This is a genomic window from Marinobacter sp. B-12 (assembly GCF_056857915.1).
The window spans coordinates 373111-388998 of the sequence record NZ_JBSXOB010000064.1 but is presented as its reverse complement, the minus strand read 5'-3'; the positions used below and the strand labels follow the sequence as shown (position 1 = coordinate 388998).

Sequence of the window (15888 nt, the reverse complement as noted above, 5' to 3'; positions counted from 1 at the left end):
GATTAGTCCTTGTCCAGACGGCCGACGAGTGACAGTTCGAAGTTCGCACCCATGTACTTGAAGTGCGGACGAACCGCCAGGGATACCGAGTACCAGCCCGGATCGCCTTCCACATCGGAAACGGTCACCTTGGCGGCACGCAGTGGTCGACGGCTGCGAACATCCGCCGGCGGGTTTTCCTGGTCGGCCACGTACTGGCGAATCCAGGTATTCAGTTCCCGTTCCAGATCCTGGCGTTCCTTCCAGGAACCAATCTGCTCACGCTGCAGCACCTTGATGTAGTGCGCCAGGCGGTTAACGATCATCATGTAAGGCAGTTGCGTACCCAGCTTGTAGTTGGTTTCCGCTTCCTTGCCTTCCTTGGTGTTCGGGAACTGCTTGGGTTTCTGTACCGAGTTGGCGGAGAAGAACGCTGCGTTGTCGCTGCCCTTACGCATGGTCAGGGCGATGAAGCCTTCGTCAGCCATTTCGTATTCGCGACGGTCGGTGATCAGCACCTCGGTCGGAATCTTGGCTTCCAGCTGGCCGAACGATTCAAAGGTGTGAACCGGCAGATCTTCCACCGAACCACCGCTTTGCGGGCCGATGATGTTCGGGCACCAACGGTACTTGGCGAAGCTTTCGGTCAGGCGTGTCGCCAGCAGATAGGCAGTGTTACCCCACAGGTAGTGCTCGTGATCGCCGGACACGTCTTCCTTGTAGTTGAAGCTGCGCACCGGATTTTCGGTGGGGTCGTAAGGCACCCGCAGCAGGAAGCGTGGTGATGTCAGGCCCAGGTAGCGGGCGTCTTCCGACTCACGCAGGGAGCGCCACTTGGCGTATTTCGGGCCTTCGAAGACGGCCTTCAGTTCCTTGATGGCGGGCAGTTCCTGATAGCTGTCGACGCCAAAGAACGTTGGCGCAACCGAGGACAGGAACGGCGCATGGGCCATCGCTCCGACAGAAGACACGTACTGCAACAGTTTCATGTCTGGCGTGGAGGGTGTGAACGCGTAGTTACCCACCACGGCACCCACAGGCTCACCGCCAAACTGGCCGTATTCTGTTGAGTAGATGTGCTGGTAAAAACCAGTCTGGGTAACGTCCGGGGCGAACTCAAAGTCTTCCAGCAGTTCGGTTTTGGTGGCGTGAAGAATGTCCACCTTGATGTTCTCGCGGAAATCCGTGCGATCCACCATCAGTTTCAGGCCGCGCCAGGAAGACTCCAGCTCCTGCAACTTGGGCGCGTGCAGGATTTCATCCATCTGGGCACTGATCTTGCGATCCAGCTCGACCACCATCTGATCGACCAGCGCCTTGTTGACCGGCTGGCCTTTTTCTTCGCTTTTCAGCAAGTTGGAGATAAACGTTGCCACGCCGCGGCGCGCCACATCGTATCCTTCATCGGCAGGAGCCATGCGACTGTTGGCCATGACCTGGTCCAACAATGATCCTTCCGCGACAGCTTCGGAAGCAGCGGATTGCTGCTCAGCAGTATCAGACATACCACATCCCTTCAGTACGTTTTAAACACAAGATTGAGATCTGCCAGCACTGGCAGAATTCGGGTCACGAATCCGGATTATTCGCCGTTTTCGTCCGTGGCCAGCTCAAGCTCCTCGAGAAGCTTGTTGCGGGCTTCGTCGTTGTCCAGCATTTCCTGCAGCCTGGATCGGAACGATGGCACGTTACCCAGCGGGCCCTTGAGGGCAACCAGTGCTTCACGAAGCTCAATCAGCTTCTTCAGCTCAGGCACCTGGCGGGAAATGCTATCCGGGGAAAAGTCGTCCAACGTCTGGAATTCGAGGTTAACCGGCAGTTCTTCGGCTTCTTCGTCCAGCTTGTTGGTGACCGTGGTGGAGAGGGTGAGACCGGCTTCCGACATCACAGAACGGAAGTTGTTCTTGTCGACGGAAATCGCCTTACGGTCTTCGATCGGAGTTTCTTCGGCTTGCCCCTTGAAGTCACCAACGACAAACATCTTCAGCGGCAGTTCTGTTTCAGCCTGCTGATCACCGGTGGCGGGGACATACTTGATATTGATGCGCTCTTTCGGCGCGACGGAACCGTCTTTTGAAGACATGCGCTTGCTCCCTGTGGTCCATGTGCAAACTCAGTTGCGGTGTTACAGTCCATTGTGCGCGCCATCCTGGCACGCTACAGGCAGAACTCTACACAGGATAAATCGGGTACTCAAGCAAAAACTGGCCAGCTTCTGGCAAACTTTCGACCCTGGGCAAAGAATTGCCAACCATTCGACATCCCGGGGCCTTTCACAACAATGACCTGTCGTAACTAGCGGCGCTTTGGTGTCCAGGCCCAGATCATTTCAATCTCGATCGGCTGCTGGCCTTCACTATCGTGAATGGTCACCGGCACCGAGGTTTCTCCCTTCTCTTCGGTCAGCATACGCTCGCGCTGCTCAGCGGTGAGGTACGCCTCTACCTTCATATCGCCTTTGGCACGGCGGGTGTATTCGGCATGCGCGGTTTTGATCACGGGCACCTTGTCATCCGGCACGTTCAGACCGACCAGAAAGCCTGTGGCGGATTCCGCCAACAACAGGGAGGCCACGGCATGTACGCCCTTGATGTGATTCTGGACCCTGCGCTTGTTCTTCAGGGAGATCACGCAACGTTCCTGGTCCAGGGCTTCAATGCGAATGCCGGTGGTACCGGTGAACGGAACCGCCTTGCCGAAAAACAGCGACAAGGCCTTGGGCCGGGCAAATTCCGGCAACTGATTGATCTTGGCAACAATGCTAGCCAGTTTGTTGGCGGCAGCCATGGGGCATCTCCACTTATCTTAAAAGAAAGATGCGGACAATACCCCATTCGTCGAAGGATTGGAACGATCAGCCAATGACGGCCACACTGTCTCTGGATATACTCTTCCGCATCGTGAATATCGGACTCAACACCATAAAAGGAACCGCCATATGAGTGACCTGAAAGCCCGCTTTGATGAAGCCGTCAACTACATCCAGAACGCCGAGGGCGACTTTAAACCCTCCAACGAACTCAAGCTGGAGTTCTATGCCCTCTACAAGCAGGCCACCGAAGGTGATGTCAGCGGCAAACGTCCGGGCATGATGGATTTTGTCGGCCGCGCCAAGTACGACGCCTGGGAAAAGGTCAAGGGCACCTCGTCTGAGGAAGCCATGCAGAAGTACATCGACAAGCTGGAAGCACTGAAGTAAGTGGCGACCAGCTTTTTCGGGAAGCGACAACTATCGAGGCTGTTGCTCCCGATCAACTCTCCCCGCAAAAGTTTTGCGACGTTCAAACGATTGTCATAAGATGCGCGCACCATAAGAACAACAATCCACACGGAAGACGCATCATGGATATCACCGAGGCGCTGGAACAGTCGCAGCCCGGCCTTGTCAGTCGAGTGACTGGCGCCATCCGCAAACATCAGCTTAACCACCGCGCAGAGCAGACCTATCTCCACTGGATTTCCCGGTTCGTGCTTTTCCACGACCTGAAAAATCCGGAGGCGCTGCAACCCGGAGACCGACAATTATTCCTGGCTTACCTGAGCGAACGCCTGGAAGTATCACGGGCACGCCTCAATCAGGCCAAACAGGCGCTGACGTTCTTCTACGAAGATGTATTGGGCAGAACTGAGCCCGAGAGCATTGTTGCCGCCTGAACCCGCGCGGCAGGCGAATTATCGTTCCGTCGTTGTGGTATTGAACGCGCCGTAGTTGCGATTGGTCGGTGGGCGGATCATATAGTTGTCGCCGTGGGTTTGCCCGGGAATGGACTTGGGGTTGCTGAAGCGGAATTCCACCGGAATTTCGCTTCGCCCTAGATCCGTGCGTGGGTCACGGGGCTGAAGGGCAAGGGGGTCCAGGTAAAAATCCTCGTCCGTTCGCGGCTGCACGGGCACACCAGCCGCCGGCGCTTCCAGCCCGCCTTCGATCACGGTATTGGCCAGAGACTCTTCTTCCATGGAGTTAAACGGAATGGTTTCCAGCGTTGAACGCTCTTCATAGTTGAAGGCGCCACCCTCGACAGTTTCTTCCCCGGTTTGGGCCCACACCAGAGGTGACAATGCCACCACCAGCACGATCGCGCCGATCATAGTCCTTTTTGTATCGAATCCGCCCATAACGACTGCCTTTTTTATGTCATGTCGAGCCTGATTAATATTTGAACAAACACAGCTCAGGCTGACAATTTTTGATCAGTCTATCGCCAAAAACGACAAAAAACCCGGTCGGTCGCCAGTTTTGTGACACTCCTCACTTGTCGGGCGTCAGCGGCTCATAATGAATTTTGGTGATCACAACGTGATTCCAGCCATCCGGTGTACGCACCCCCACCTCGTCGTCAATCCGTTTGCCCAAAAGCGCGCGAGCCATGGGGGAGTCGATGCTCAGGTAGCCGCGAGACAGATCGAATTCATCCGGACCAACCAGCCGGTAGGTGCTTTCGTCGCCGTCTTCGCTTTCGATACTCACCCAGGCGCCGAAAAACACCTTGCCCCGGTCATCAGGCAGGCGATCCACCACCGTCAGCTCATCAAGCCGCTTGGTCAGGAAGCGCACGCGCCGGTCAATTTCTCGCAACTGCTTCTTGCCATAGATGTACTCGGCATTCTCTGAGCGATCACCCTGAGCGGCTGCTTCCCGCACCGCCTGCGTCACTTCAGGACGCTTCTCCTTCCAGAGGAAACGCAATTCCTCACGAAGAGCCTGCTCGCCCTCCGCGGTTATGTAGCGGGTTCTTGCCATTAGAAAAACCACCGTGTAGACATAAAAAAACCCCGTAAAAACGGGGTAAGGCTAGCGCTGTGCTGGAGGGAGAAGCAAGCGGAGTTTCCGCCGGCTTCCTTAGCTACAGCTCCTATTTTCCACAAAACAGGTTACACGGTGGTGGCGGCCAAATTACGTTTTGGTCAGAGCCAGATTAGGTTGCGCACTCTAGACGCAGGCGTTAGCGTTAAACTAACTGAATTTCCGATTTAACGTCCAAGCACGGGATACCAGAATGAACACCAAAAAACTCATCAACACCGCACTCAATGGTCTCGACAGCATTGGCTATCGGCTGGACCAATACGGCATCACCGGCAAGCTGAACCGTCATAACCTGGCGGCGTTTATCATGCTGGAACAGAAACACCTGGAAGGTGAGTGGGACAGCATCCAGGCCAAATTTGATCGTCGCCGCTCACAGGTAGACACGCTGCTGAAGCCAGTAATAAGCCGCGTGAATCAGCTCCGCGGCGCATCCAGCAACTGATCAAACGCCCCTGAGTTCGCCCGGGGAGCTCTGCTCTCCGGCTTCTGTAGCGGGCATGGCCTGAGTGTCTTTCAGACGTTTCCGGTTCGGCGAGTAAGCCGGCAATCGAATGGTGACCATCAGCCCCGGATAGTCTTCCCCAGGGTGATGATCACTCAGGGAGATAACGCCCTGGTGGATCTCCGCCACCGCACTGACAAGACTAAGCCCAAGGCCGTTGCCAGGTAGTGACCGGCTCTTGCCAACCCGATAGAAGCGCTGGAACACCTGGTCTTTCTCGTCATCGGGAATACCGATACCGCTATCCCCGACCTCGAAAATCGCGTCGCCGCTTTCCTTGCGTACGTTCACTCGAATCTGGCCCTCCTCCGGAGTGTACTTGATAGCGTTATCAATCAGGTTACTGACCATCTGGAACAGAAGATCCCGATCGCCCTCGATCACCACATGATCGTCCAGCGACTGCTGGAACTGCTGTTCCTTGTCTTCCGCCAACGCTTCATACAGCTCACACGCATCGCTGACCAGTTCCCCGAGGGGCACCTGCTGCATGTCCGCTGTATTGCCACGGGTTTCCAAACGAGCAATCCGAAGCAGCGCGTTAAAGGTGGCCAACAACTGGTCTGCCTCTGCCACGGCCTTGCCGGCCTGATCACGGGCCTCATCGTTGTCCACTGACATGAGGGTATTTTCCAGTTGATTGCGCAGTCGAGTCAGCGGGGTTCTTAAATCGTGGGCAATGCTGTCGGATACGTGCCGGATACCTTCCATCAGGTACACAATCCGGTCCAGCATCTGGTTCAGGTTTTCTGCCAACTGGTCGAAGTCGTCGTCGGTTCCTCGAGTTGGTATGCGTAGTGACAGATGGCCGTTCATGATGCGCCGGGAAGTGTTATTGATAACTTCAATGCGGCGGGTGGTACTTCGACTCATCAGAAAGCCGCCCAGCAGCGCCAGTGCCAGGGTAATGCCCATCCCCCAGTTAATGGCGGTTTCGATCACCCGCTTCAGGTTGGTGAGCTCGTCCACGTCGCGGCCCACCAAAAGGCGCAGACCGCCCTGCACTTCAAAAATGCGCGCCCGTGCGAGGCGCTCCGGGCCAGTCCAGCCCACTGACGGATTCAGGGTGAAATTGATCCAGCCGCTGTCGGAGCGAGAGCCCTTGGGCCAGTTTTCAACGTTACCGGCAAGCTTGACGAAGTCATCTGTCGTCAACAGATAGATGGACTTGGCATTGGGGTCGCGGGCAACACGCTCGCGTATGATGGAAATAAGGCCATTGATACCGCTGCCACGGTATTGCTCAGCGAGGCCGGCAATTTCAGCCTCGATGGTCTCATCGGTCTGCGCAGTCATAAACCCTGCTGTGCGCCAGTAGATAAACGCAAGCAACAGGAAAACCGAGGTGGCGAACACCACCATGTACAACAGGGCTAACTGGAACGATGAAGTTCTGAGCTGGCTAAGCAGTTTCACGCAACATGTACCCTGCACCCCGAATGGTCTGCAGTAAAGGGGTCTCGAACTCCTTGTCGATCTTCGCTCTCAGACGGCTGATATGCACGTCAATCACGTTGGTCTGGGGGTCGAAATGATAGTCCCATACTTTTTCGAGCAACATGGTGCGAGTAACCACCTGCCCGGCATTGCGCATGAGATATTCCAGCAGACGGAACTCCCGGGGCTGTACGTCGATATTATGCCCGGCCCGCTTGACGGTTCTGGCGAGCAGATCCATTTCCAGATCCGCCACCCTCAACACCGTCTCGGTTTCTGCAGACTGACGGTTGCGGCGAGCCAGAGATTCTATGCGGGCCAACAGTTCGGTGAAAGAAAAGGGTTTGGTCAGGTAGTCGTCTCCCCCGCCTCGAAGGCCTTCCACACGGTCGTCGACATCACCCAGGGCACTGAGAATCAACACAGGTACCTGATTACCCGTGGCACGTACCGTTTTGATGATTGACAGACCGTCCATGCCGGGCAGCATGCGATCCACAATCATAATGTCGTAGTCTTCGCTGGCGGCCATCATCATGCCTTCCTTGCCATCCGCCGCGTGATCCACGACAAAATCAGACTCTCTCAGCCCTTTAACAAGGTAGTTTGCCACGTCCTGATCGTCTTCAATTACCAGTGCTTTCACCGGTTATCCTCCCGATAGCGGATTACATTAACAGCTAGGGTACGAAGAACATCGGTTGCCGGCCAGTTACGATCTTGTAAGAGGGTGTCGCCAATGGCGACGGTCACGGCATTCCCCGGAACCAGCCTAGTCTCAACATCGTATCGCCCGCAAGGCGACATTCCATGCTCACCCAACCACCATAGCCCAGACGGTCAATCACTGCGAAAACATTCCGAAAGTTAATCTCGCCCACGCCCTGCTCATGCATTCCACCTCGGTAATACAGCATGCAGGGGTTCGCTGCGAGTCTACCTTTTGCGTTTGATGGCCGACGAAGAGCCTAGCAATGCCCCATTGAGATGCTCCAATTCCAGCAGCAAACCACTGTGATCCACATCGCTGTGCCCGTTGGCGATCAGGCTCTGATACTCATTATGCACCTGCTGCGACAGCGGCAGAGTCAGCCCCTCGGAACGGGCCTCATCCAGAATCATCCGCAGGTCCTTTAACTGAATCCGCGCCGGTGCACCGGGTGAAAAGTCTCGGTCAATCATCCGCTGCCCGTGCAACTCCAGAATCCGACTCCCCGCAAAACCGCCCATCAGCGCCTCCCGAACAGCGGCAGGATCAGCCCCACCCTTCGCCGCCAGCAACAACGCCTCAGACACCGCACCAATGGTAATCCCCACAATCGCCTGATTGGCCAGCTTCGCCAGTTGCCCCGCCCCTACCGGACCAATGGGCGTACATTTCCCCAGAGCCTCAAAAACCGGCCGCACCCGCTCAACGTCCGCGTCGGCGCCACCTGCCATAATACTCAGCGTTGCCTGCTCAGCGCCGACAGTACCGCCGGACACAGGTGCATCCACATACCCGACCCCCTGCTCCTGCGCCAAGGCCGCATGGCGTCGCGCCAGCGACGGCTGAACCGAACTCATATCAATATAGACCGCCCCGGCCTTGAGCGCCGCGATACCCCCTTGCGCCACCATCACGTCTTCCACTACATCGCCGTTCTCCAGCATGGTGATGACGATGTCGGCATCTCGAACCGCGTCTTCCGGTGTACCGGCAATGATAGCTTCATCGGCAAAAGGCTCGCACTTACTCCCCGTCCGATTCCACAACGTCATTGGATAACCCGCATCCAACAAATTCCGAACCATGGGCGCACCCATGAGGCCAACACCAAGGAAGGCTATATGAAACCGATTTTCAGTCATTTGTTCTTATCCTTACTCCGAAGCTGGAGAAGCGAGTGGGCAGGCTCTTCCAAAACCGTGCGGAGCCATGGATGGCGGAGCCGAGCGTACACGGACGTATTCACAGCGTGTTTTGGAAGAGCCTGCCCACTCGCGACCACCCCAAGGTTTGTGTTTGTTTTAAGGATTATACAAACAAAAACGCCACCAACCCCGCAAAGGGTGGTGGCGTTCTGACAAACCCCGGATTAACCAGGAGTTAAGCAGCCTCTTCTTCCGTCGTCATATGCAGACGGATCTTCTTCATGGCGTTCTTCTCCAACTGACGAATACGCTCAGCGGAAACGCCGTATCGGTCAGCCAGCTCATGCAGCGTCGACTTGCTATCTGACAACCAGCGCTCACGAAGGATATCCTGGCTACGCTCATCCAACTGCCCCAGCGCCGCCATCAGACGACCATTGGAATCGTCCGTCCAGTCTGATTGCTCCAGCTGCGTGGCCGGATTGCTGCGTTTGTCCTCCAGATAATACGCCGGCGCCTGATAGGCATTGTCGTCGTCATCGTCCTGGGGGCCGTCGAACGCCGTATCATGGGAGGCAAGACGGCCTTCCATCTCCCGCACAACCTTGGGCTCAACCCCAAGGTCACTGGCCACGGCATTGACCTCATCATGACTCAACCACGCCAGACGCTTCTTCTGGCTGCGCAGGTTAAAGAACAACTTACGCTGCGCCTTGGTAGTCGCCACTTTCACGATGCGCCAGTTGCGCAGGATAAACTCGTGAATCTCGGCCTTGATCCAGTGAACTGCGAAGGATACCAGACGCACACCATATTCCGGATTGAAACGCTTGACCGCCTTCATCAGGCCTACGTTGCCTTCCTGGATCAAATCCGACTGGGACAGCCCATAACCCGCGTAGCTGCGGGCAATGTGGATCACGAAGCGCAGATGCGAAAGAACCAACTCACGCGCAGCTTCCACATCACCGTCGTAATGCAGTCGTTCGGCGAGCTTGCGCTCTTCCTCGACAGACAACACCGGAATGCGGCTGGCCGCCTGGATATAAGACTCAAGGTTGGCGCCCGGAACCAGTCTGTCGATGATCTGTAAACTCGTACCCATGTCTTATCCTCCGAACATGACGACCGATAAATATAGCAACTCTAAATCAGCCCGCCAAGCATTCTGCAAATGACCCAAATTTTCACCCAAACCGTTTCAAATCAACAAGCTGAAAATCTGGCTGCTCTCGAATTCTATACTCAAACTACGCCGGAACCAGCAATGACTTCAATACGGCATTTCCGAGACCAGCGGATCACCCGCCGGCAATTTCTCCCGGCTCAATGTCATCCAGATGGCGCTTGACGGCAACCCAAGCGCCCAACCAGCCTAACAGCATGGCTGCAATTATCAACGCCAGCGCGCCATCGACGCTCAGCCCGCTCAGCGAAAACTCACTGCGGTACAACCCGGCCAACCGCTCCACCGGGCCACTGAGCCACCAGAGCGACACCTGGAGCAGGATAAAGGCCACAACCCCACCTCCCAGGCCAAACCAGGCCCCGGTATAGAGGAACGGCCGGCGCACGAAAGCGTCGGTGCCGCCCACCAACTTTGCCACCAGAATTTCGTCGCGGCGATTCTCAATCGCAAGGCGCACGGTATTGCCAATCACCAGTACCACGGCGGCTGCCAGCAACAGGGCCAGCGCCCAGACGGCACGGCCCAACAGGTCGGTCATGGCGTTCAGACGTTGTAACCAGCCGAGGTCCACCTGTACACGCTCAACGCCATCCAGCCCTTCAATTACCTTCAGCAGCATTTCCACGCCATCAGCGGTGCGGGAACCTTCACTGGGTGTGACCAGCAAAGTATGGGGAAGCGGATTTCCGTCCAGGTAATCAAGGGCATCTTCAAGGCCGGAAGAAGCGCGGAACTCTTCCAGCGCAGTCTCACGGTCGATCAGTTCGACTTCCGCCACCCGGCTGTCATCAGCCACCTCGGCTGTCAATGACCGGGCATCTTCAATAGAAACGGAGTCACTCAGATAGGCCGTCACCCTTGCCGAGCTTTCCCAGCCGGCACTGACGCCTTCCAGGCTGGCCAGCAACAACATGAGCGCCACTGGCAGCGCCAGCGCCACGCCCATCACCATCCAGGTCATCATACTGGCCACTGGTGAATGCCAAAGACGCTGCGCGCTGTCCCGGGCCACCTTGCGGTGATGGTTCAGGTAACTTTCGGCCTGCTGGCGCCAGGGTGAACGGGCACTTTTAGCGCCCCTGGCAGGTTGCCGTCGGGGATCGTTAGCCATGAAGCCCCCCCTTCACGCCAACACCTGTCACCAGCCGACCATGATCGAGAGTCAACGTACGGCGGCCAAGATCGTTAATCAGTGCAATGTCGTGGGTAGCAATCAACACCGTGACCCCCACCTGACTGAATTCCGCAAACAACCGCATGATATCGGCTGACAATTCCGGGTCCAGGTTACCGGTGGGCTCGTCCGCCAGCAGCACGGGAGGCTTGTTTACCACGGCACGGGCAATACCGACCCGCTGCTGCTCTCCGCCAGATAGCTGTAACGGGTTCATTTTTTCCTTGCTCAACAGCCCTACCTTGTCGAGAGCTGCCCGTACGCGGCGACCGATATCCCGGGCCGGGGTACCCATCACCTCCAAAGGCATGGCGACGTTGTCGAACACGGTGCGATCAAACAATAACTGGTGATTCTGGAACACCACACCTATGTGGCGGCGGATATAGGGTACCTGGCGACGCGGCAGGGTATTGAGCACCTGCCCGCCCACGATCACCTCGCCGGCACTGGGGCGCTCCATCACCATAATCAGCTTCAGCAGCGTACTCTTGCCAGCGCCGGAATGCCCAGTAAGAAACGCCAACTCACCACGCTCCAGGCCGAAATTGACCTGACGCAACGCGGTATGGTCGCTGTCATAACGTTTGGTGACCTGGCGGAACTCGATCATTGAAGGTTACTTATCCGGGCTTTCATCAAACAGCGCATCCACAAAGGTGCGGGCATCGAAGCTGCGCAGATCATCCACCTGCTCCCCCACACCAATGTAACGGATGGGTAGCTGCAACTGCCGGGCGATGGCGAACACAATACCACCCTTGGCCGTGCCGTCCAGCTTGGTCAGGGTAATGCCACTGACCCCCACTGCCTGCTGGAACACCTGGGCCTGACTCAGAGCATTCTGGCCAGTGCCGGCGTCCAGAACCAGCATGACTTCGTGGGGCGCGGACTCATCCAGTTTCTTCATGACCCGAACAACCTTCTCCAGTTCACTCATCAGGTTGTCTTTGTTCTGAAGACGACCGGCGGTGTCCGCAATCACCACGTCCACGCCACGGGATTGCGCGGACTGAACAGCATCAAAGATGACGGATGCGCTGTCGGCGCCGGTATGCTGGGCCACGACGGGAACGTTGTTACGCTCGCCCCACACCTGCAACTGCTCAACCGCCGCGGCACGGAAGGTATCCCCCGCCGCCAGCATCACCGACTTGCCGTCCCGCTGAAAGAGCTTGGTAAGCTTGCCAATCGTGGTGGTTTTACCAACACCGTTCACACCTACCATCAGGATGACGTAGGGCTTCTTGCCCGCATCAATTTCCAGGGGCTTTGTCACATCCGCCAGCAGGCCATGGAGCTCGTCCCTCAGTGCCTTGCGCAGGGCCTCGCCGTCCTTGAGCTGGTTGCGCTCCAGTTTACCGGTCAGCGACTCAATGATTTCCGACGTGGCAGTCACGCCCACATCCGCCATCAGCAACGTGGTCTCGATTTCCTCGAGCAGATCCTCGTCCACTTTCTTGCCGATCGAAAACAGATCCGCAAATCCGCCGGTCAGATTGGCACGGGTTTTACCCAAGCCCTTGCGGATACGCTCGAAAACACTGACCTGAGGCGCTTCCGGCTCTGGTTCAGGCTCCGGCGTTGTCGGGGTTTCAGCGGGTGCTTCCTCAACAACAGGCTTCTCAGGTGCTTCCGCAACCGGCGCGCTATCGGGCCTGGATTTAGGCTCCGCCTTCTCCTCCGACATGGATTTCGGGGTAGCACCTTCCGTAGCCTCCGGCTTCTTCTGGGGCACCGGCTTAGGCCGGGGTACACGCTGACGGTTTGCCGCCACATCCAGAACAAACACAAGGACAAGAAGGGCCAGAAGGCCGATAGCAATCCACTCTGCCGTCATAGTCATACCATTGGTCGTCGATTCGCGGGATACAAGAAAGGCGGTATTCTAGCAGACTGACCGGCCTAAGTGATGGCCGCAGGTGACTCGCCCCATAAACCTTCGTAACATGGCGCAACCTGCACCGGCAGGCGTACCAAACCACGCTCGAGAGGCCTTATCCCCATGGCGCGCACCCAGAAACCCAGGCCAGCCAGCAACGGCGGCGAACTCCGCATCATCGGCGGCGACTGGCGCAGCCGCAAACTGCGATTCCCCGACGCCGGCGGCGTACGCCCAACTCCAGCACGTACCCGCGAAACCCTTTTCAACTGGTTAACGCACCACCTCGCCGGCAGCCGCTGCCTCGACCTCTTCGCCGGCTCCGGCGCCCTGGGTCTTGAAGCTCTCTCCCGCGGTGCAGCCACAACCATCTTCGTCGACCATACCCCGGCACTCGCACAAGCCCTGCGCGGTAATTTGCGTTTATTGAAATCGGAACAAGGAGAAGTGGCCTGCCAGAACATCGAAACCTACCTGGCCCAGCCACCGGCCAAACCCGTCGACATCCTGTTCATGGACCCACCCTTCAGGCAGGGCTGGCTGGAAAAACTGTTCCCGATGATTGCGGACAATGGTTGGGTAAAACCCGGCGGCTGGATCTACGCAGAACATGAAAGCGACACGCCCACACCCCCAGCGCCATCCAACTGGACCCTGCACAGACAAAAAACAGCAGGCCAAGTGACCTACTGTTTGTTCCGAGTGAAGGAGTCAGAAGCAACCAATTGAGGAAACCACGCGGGGAGATTTCACCAAGGTCAAATCGGTCTCTGGGTGGGGGAGCCTTTTCTGCCGGGAAAAGGTGTCTGAGCAAAGCGAGTTCTTTTCCCAGAAGAAAAGGCTCCTCCACCCAGAGACCAGCCCACCAGAAAAAGCAGGCTACTAGGGCGAAGGTCTCAGAGAATAAGCCCGCAAGTGCGCCGCAAAGTCTTCCAGGTAGCGGATACCGCTGGCCTCCGCCTCCCGGCACCATTCCATCAGCGCATGCAACTTCTCCTGCGGCTTCAAACCACGGCGACGCCAAAGCTCCTGTAACTCGTTACTCTTCTCATAAATCTGCCGCAGCACCGCATTGCTCTCCAGAGCAATTTCCAAGTGCTCCTTCTCTTTCGGCTTGATCAACGTCACCTCACGGGACAGCAAACGCTTCAGGCTGCGATAACGCGGACGGATCTCCTCATCCATCACCGCCTTCTGCTGACGCAATACCGGCTCCATCACCCGCTTACGATACTGACGCATAATATCGAATCGGCTGTTGGTAATGGCCTGAACCGTCTCCACATCCACTTCCTGCTTACCAGGCACATAATGCGCGATCGGCTTGAAGCCCTTGGGATTCGCCAGCCGAAAGAACTGGAACAGGCGGATGTAACCCCAACCAATATCCACCTCGTACCAACGGCGAGACAGCTTGGAGGAATTGGGATAAGTGTGGTGATTATTGTGCAGCTCTTCGCCACCAATCAGGATGCCCCAAGGCGAAATATTGCGAGCATTGTCACTGCACTCGAAATTGCGATAACCCATAAAGTGCCCAATACCGTTGACCACGCCGGCCGCCCAGACCGGAATCCACATCATCTGCACCGCCCAGATCCAGATACCGTGAACACCGAACAGCAGCAGATCAATCACCGCCATCAGTTGAATGCCCAGCAGTTTGTAGCGGCTATACACGTTGTTCTCGACCCAGTCTTCCGGGGTGCGCTGGCCATAACGCTCCAGGGTTTCTGGCGTACCGGCTTCGTCGTACAGTTCGGCACCTTCAAGCAGCACCTTACGAATACCCAGGACCACCGGGCTGTGAGGGTCTTCCTCGGTTTCGCACTTGGCGTGATGTTTACGGTGAATCGCCGTCCACTGCTTGGTGTTCTGGGCCGTGGTCAGCCACAGCCAGAAGCGGAAAAAATGCGCCAGCACCGGATGAAGATCCAGCGAGTTGTGGGCAGAATGACGATGCAGGTAAAGGGTAACGCTGATAATCGTGATGTGGGTAAGCCCCAGCGCAACCAGAATCAGCTGCATCACCGAAAGGTCCAGAAGACCGTTGTACCACATAGAGTTTTCCTCGTTCGAAATCCGGGTCCGGCACTGCCCGACAACCGTATTGAGCCACTTTAGCGTACAGTTGTTAGCCCGAACAACCGCATTTGGATGCGAATTTGTTACCGATTACACTTATCCGTTACCGCCCGTGCCGCTGGAGTATATCCCATTGCCCGAATTGCCCGAAGTAGAAACCACCCGACGCGGCATCGCCCCCCATTGTGAAAATCGGACCATCACTCAGGTAACCGTGCGCGACGGCCGCCTGCGCTGGCCCGTGCCAGGCAATCTTGCGGAACTGATCGAAGGCTCGGTCATCCACACCGTGGACCGCCGGGCCAAATACCTGCTGATTGGCGTAAGTTCGGCCAACGTTGCCGGAACATTGATCGTACACCTGGGCATGTCCGGCAGCCTGCGGGTGATCACCGATCAGAGCGAACCCCTACTTCATGACCACGTGGAACTGACACTCGACGACGGCATCCGCCTGCGCTTCAACGACCCCCGCCGTTTTGGTTGCTGGCTCTGGTCCGAAACACCGGACCAGCATCCACTGATCGCCAGCCTGGGACCGGAACCCCTGGCACCGGAATTCAATGGGCGCCTGCTCTATCGACTCTCGCGTGGCAAGAAGACTCCGGTAAAATCCTTCATCATGGACAACCATGTGGTGGTGGGCGTGGGAAATATCTATGCAAACGAAGCCCTGTTCAAGGCCGGCATCCACCCCCGTCGCGCCGCTGGCCGCATCAGCCTGGACCGCTACAACCGCCTGGTGGAAGCCATTCGCGAAACCCTCAGCGCCGCTATTCTCATGGGTGGAACCACCCTGCGGGACTTTGTGAACAGCGACGGCAAACCGGGCTATTTTGCCCAGTCGCTGCTGGTGTATGGCCGTAATGGTGAGTTCTGCCGCGAATGCGGCCATCCGCTGAAGGAAATCCGAATGAACCAGCGCTCGACGGTTTACTGCGGAAAATGCCAGCGCTGAACGGTGGCCAGACAACTA

18 protein-coding genes are annotated in these 15888 nt (G+C 56.9%); 5 read left to right on the top strand and 13 right to left on the bottom strand.

The annotated features are described in order from the left end of the window. Positions 1–2 precede the first annotated feature (2 nt). The 3 genes from tssC to AC13D2_RS20590 all read right to left on the bottom strand — a co-directional run bounded on the left by tssC (position 3) and on the right by AC13D2_RS20590 (position 2766). A complete protein-coding gene (gene tssC / locus AC13D2_RS20600; RefSeq protein ID WP_300493977.1) occupies positions 3–1484 on the bottom strand; it encodes a type VI secretion system contractile sheath large subunit in 1482 nt (493 codons plus the stop codon). 77 nt (positions 1485–1561) lie between these two features. Then, complete coding sequence (tssB, locus tag AC13D2_RS20595; RefSeq protein ID WP_300493974.1) at positions 1562–2062, bottom strand: type VI secretion system contractile sheath small subunit; 501 nt, start codon at positions 2060–2062, stop codon at positions 1562–1564. 212 nt (positions 2063–2274) lie between these two features. Continuing rightward, entirely contained in the window at positions 2275–2766 is a 492-nt protein-coding gene (locus tag AC13D2_RS20590; protein ID WP_041333055.1) for a DUF4442 domain-containing protein, read from the bottom strand. A 151-nt stretch (positions 2767–2917) separates the two neighbouring features. On the opposite strand from AC13D2_RS20590, the gene AC13D2_RS20585 reads away from it, so the two are divergent. After that, positions 2918–3178: an acyl-CoA-binding protein gene (locus tag AC13D2_RS20585; RefSeq protein ID WP_300493971.1), complete on the top strand. Its 261-nt coding sequence runs from the start codon at positions 2918–2920 to the stop codon at positions 3176–3178. A gap of 143 nt (positions 3179–3321) precedes the next feature. Beyond that, on the top strand, positions 3322–3633 hold the full coding sequence (locus AC13D2_RS20580) for a site-specific integrase (protein WP_300493968.1): 312 nt from the start codon (positions 3322–3324) through the stop codon (positions 3631–3633). An 18-nt stretch (positions 3634–3651) separates the two neighbouring features. Here the strand turns inward: AC13D2_RS20580 and AC13D2_RS20575 are convergent, their stop codons facing one another. Continuing rightward, positions 3652–4068: a hypothetical protein gene (locus AC13D2_RS20575; RefSeq protein WP_300493965.1), complete on the bottom strand. Its 417-nt coding sequence runs from the start codon at positions 4066–4068 to the stop codon at positions 3652–3654. 160 nt (positions 4069–4228) lie between these two features. Beyond that, entirely contained in the window at positions 4229–4720 is a 492-nt protein-coding gene (greB, locus tag AC13D2_RS20570; protein WP_300493963.1) for a transcription elongation factor GreB, read from the bottom strand. A 256-nt stretch (positions 4721–4976) separates the two neighbouring features. Between greB and AC13D2_RS20565 the strand changes: the two genes are divergently transcribed. Further along, positions 4977–5231 (top strand): hypothetical protein, encoded by a 255-nt coding sequence (locus tag AC13D2_RS20565; RefSeq protein WP_300493962.1) that lies wholly within the window; start codon positions 4977–4979, stop codon positions 5229–5231. On the opposite strand, the gene AC13D2_RS20560 is transcribed toward AC13D2_RS20565, so the two are convergent. The 7 genes from AC13D2_RS20560 to ftsY all read right to left on the bottom strand — a co-directional run bounded on the left by AC13D2_RS20560 (position 5232) and on the right by ftsY (position 12785). Beyond that, positions 5232–6707, bottom strand: a complete 1476-nt coding sequence (locus tag AC13D2_RS20560) for a sensor histidine kinase (protein WP_482939098.1) — start codon at positions 6705–6707, stop codon at positions 5232–5234. Continuing rightward, positions 6694–7374, bottom strand: coding sequence for a winged helix-turn-helix domain-containing protein (locus AC13D2_RS20555; protein ID WP_292049979.1), 681 nt, complete (start codon positions 7372–7374; stop codon positions 6694–6696). The genes AC13D2_RS20560 and AC13D2_RS20555 overlap by 14 nt, the downstream gene beginning before the upstream one ends. A 290-nt stretch (positions 7375–7664) precedes the next feature. Then, positions 7665–8579 (bottom strand): NAD(P)-dependent oxidoreductase, encoded by a 915-nt coding sequence (locus AC13D2_RS20550; protein ID WP_482939097.1) that lies wholly within the window; start codon positions 8577–8579, stop codon positions 7665–7667. Between the two features lie 238 nt (positions 8580–8817). Beyond that, positions 8818–9687: an RNA polymerase sigma factor RpoH gene (rpoH, locus tag AC13D2_RS20545; RefSeq protein ID WP_317307567.1), complete on the bottom strand. Its 870-nt coding sequence runs from the start codon at positions 9685–9687 to the stop codon at positions 8818–8820. A gap of 196 nt (positions 9688–9883) precedes the next feature. Next, entirely contained in the window at positions 9884–10882 is a 999-nt protein-coding gene (gene ftsX, locus AC13D2_RS20540; protein WP_482939096.1) for a permease-like cell division protein FtsX, read from the bottom strand. Then, positions 10875–11558 carry a cell division ATP-binding protein FtsE gene (gene ftsE / locus AC13D2_RS20535; RefSeq protein ID WP_292049975.1) on the bottom strand — a complete coding sequence of 228 codons (684 nt, stop codon included), beginning with the start codon at positions 11556–11558 and terminating at the stop codon, positions 10875–10877. Before ftsE ends, ftsX begins: the two co-directional genes overlap by 8 nt. Positions 11559–11564: 6 nt before the next feature. Next, a complete protein-coding gene (gene ftsY, locus AC13D2_RS20530) occupies positions 11565–12785 on the bottom strand; it encodes a signal recognition particle-docking protein FtsY (protein WP_292049996.1) in 1221 nt (406 codons plus the stop codon). A gap of 165 nt (positions 12786–12950) precedes the next feature. Here ftsY and rsmD point away from each other — a divergent pair, with 165 nt between their 5' ends. Beyond that, positions 12951–13556, top strand: a complete 606-nt coding sequence (gene rsmD / locus AC13D2_RS20525; protein ID WP_292049974.1) for a 16S rRNA (guanine(966)-N(2))-methyltransferase RsmD — start codon at positions 12951–12953, stop codon at positions 13554–13556. A 153-nt stretch (positions 13557–13709) separates the two neighbouring features. On the opposite strand, the gene AC13D2_RS20520 is transcribed toward rsmD, so the two are convergent. Next, entirely contained in the window at positions 13710–14888 is a 1179-nt protein-coding gene (locus tag AC13D2_RS20520) for a DesA family fatty acid desaturase (protein WP_041333040.1), read from the bottom strand. A gap of 157 nt (positions 14889–15045) precedes the next feature. Between AC13D2_RS20520 and mutM the strand changes: the two genes are divergently transcribed. Next, positions 15046–15870: a bifunctional DNA-formamidopyrimidine glycosylase/DNA-(apurinic or apyrimidinic site) lyase gene (gene mutM / locus AC13D2_RS20515; protein ID WP_292049973.1), complete on the top strand. Its 825-nt coding sequence runs from the start codon at positions 15046–15048 to the stop codon at positions 15868–15870. Positions 15871–15888 lie beyond the last annotated feature (18 nt).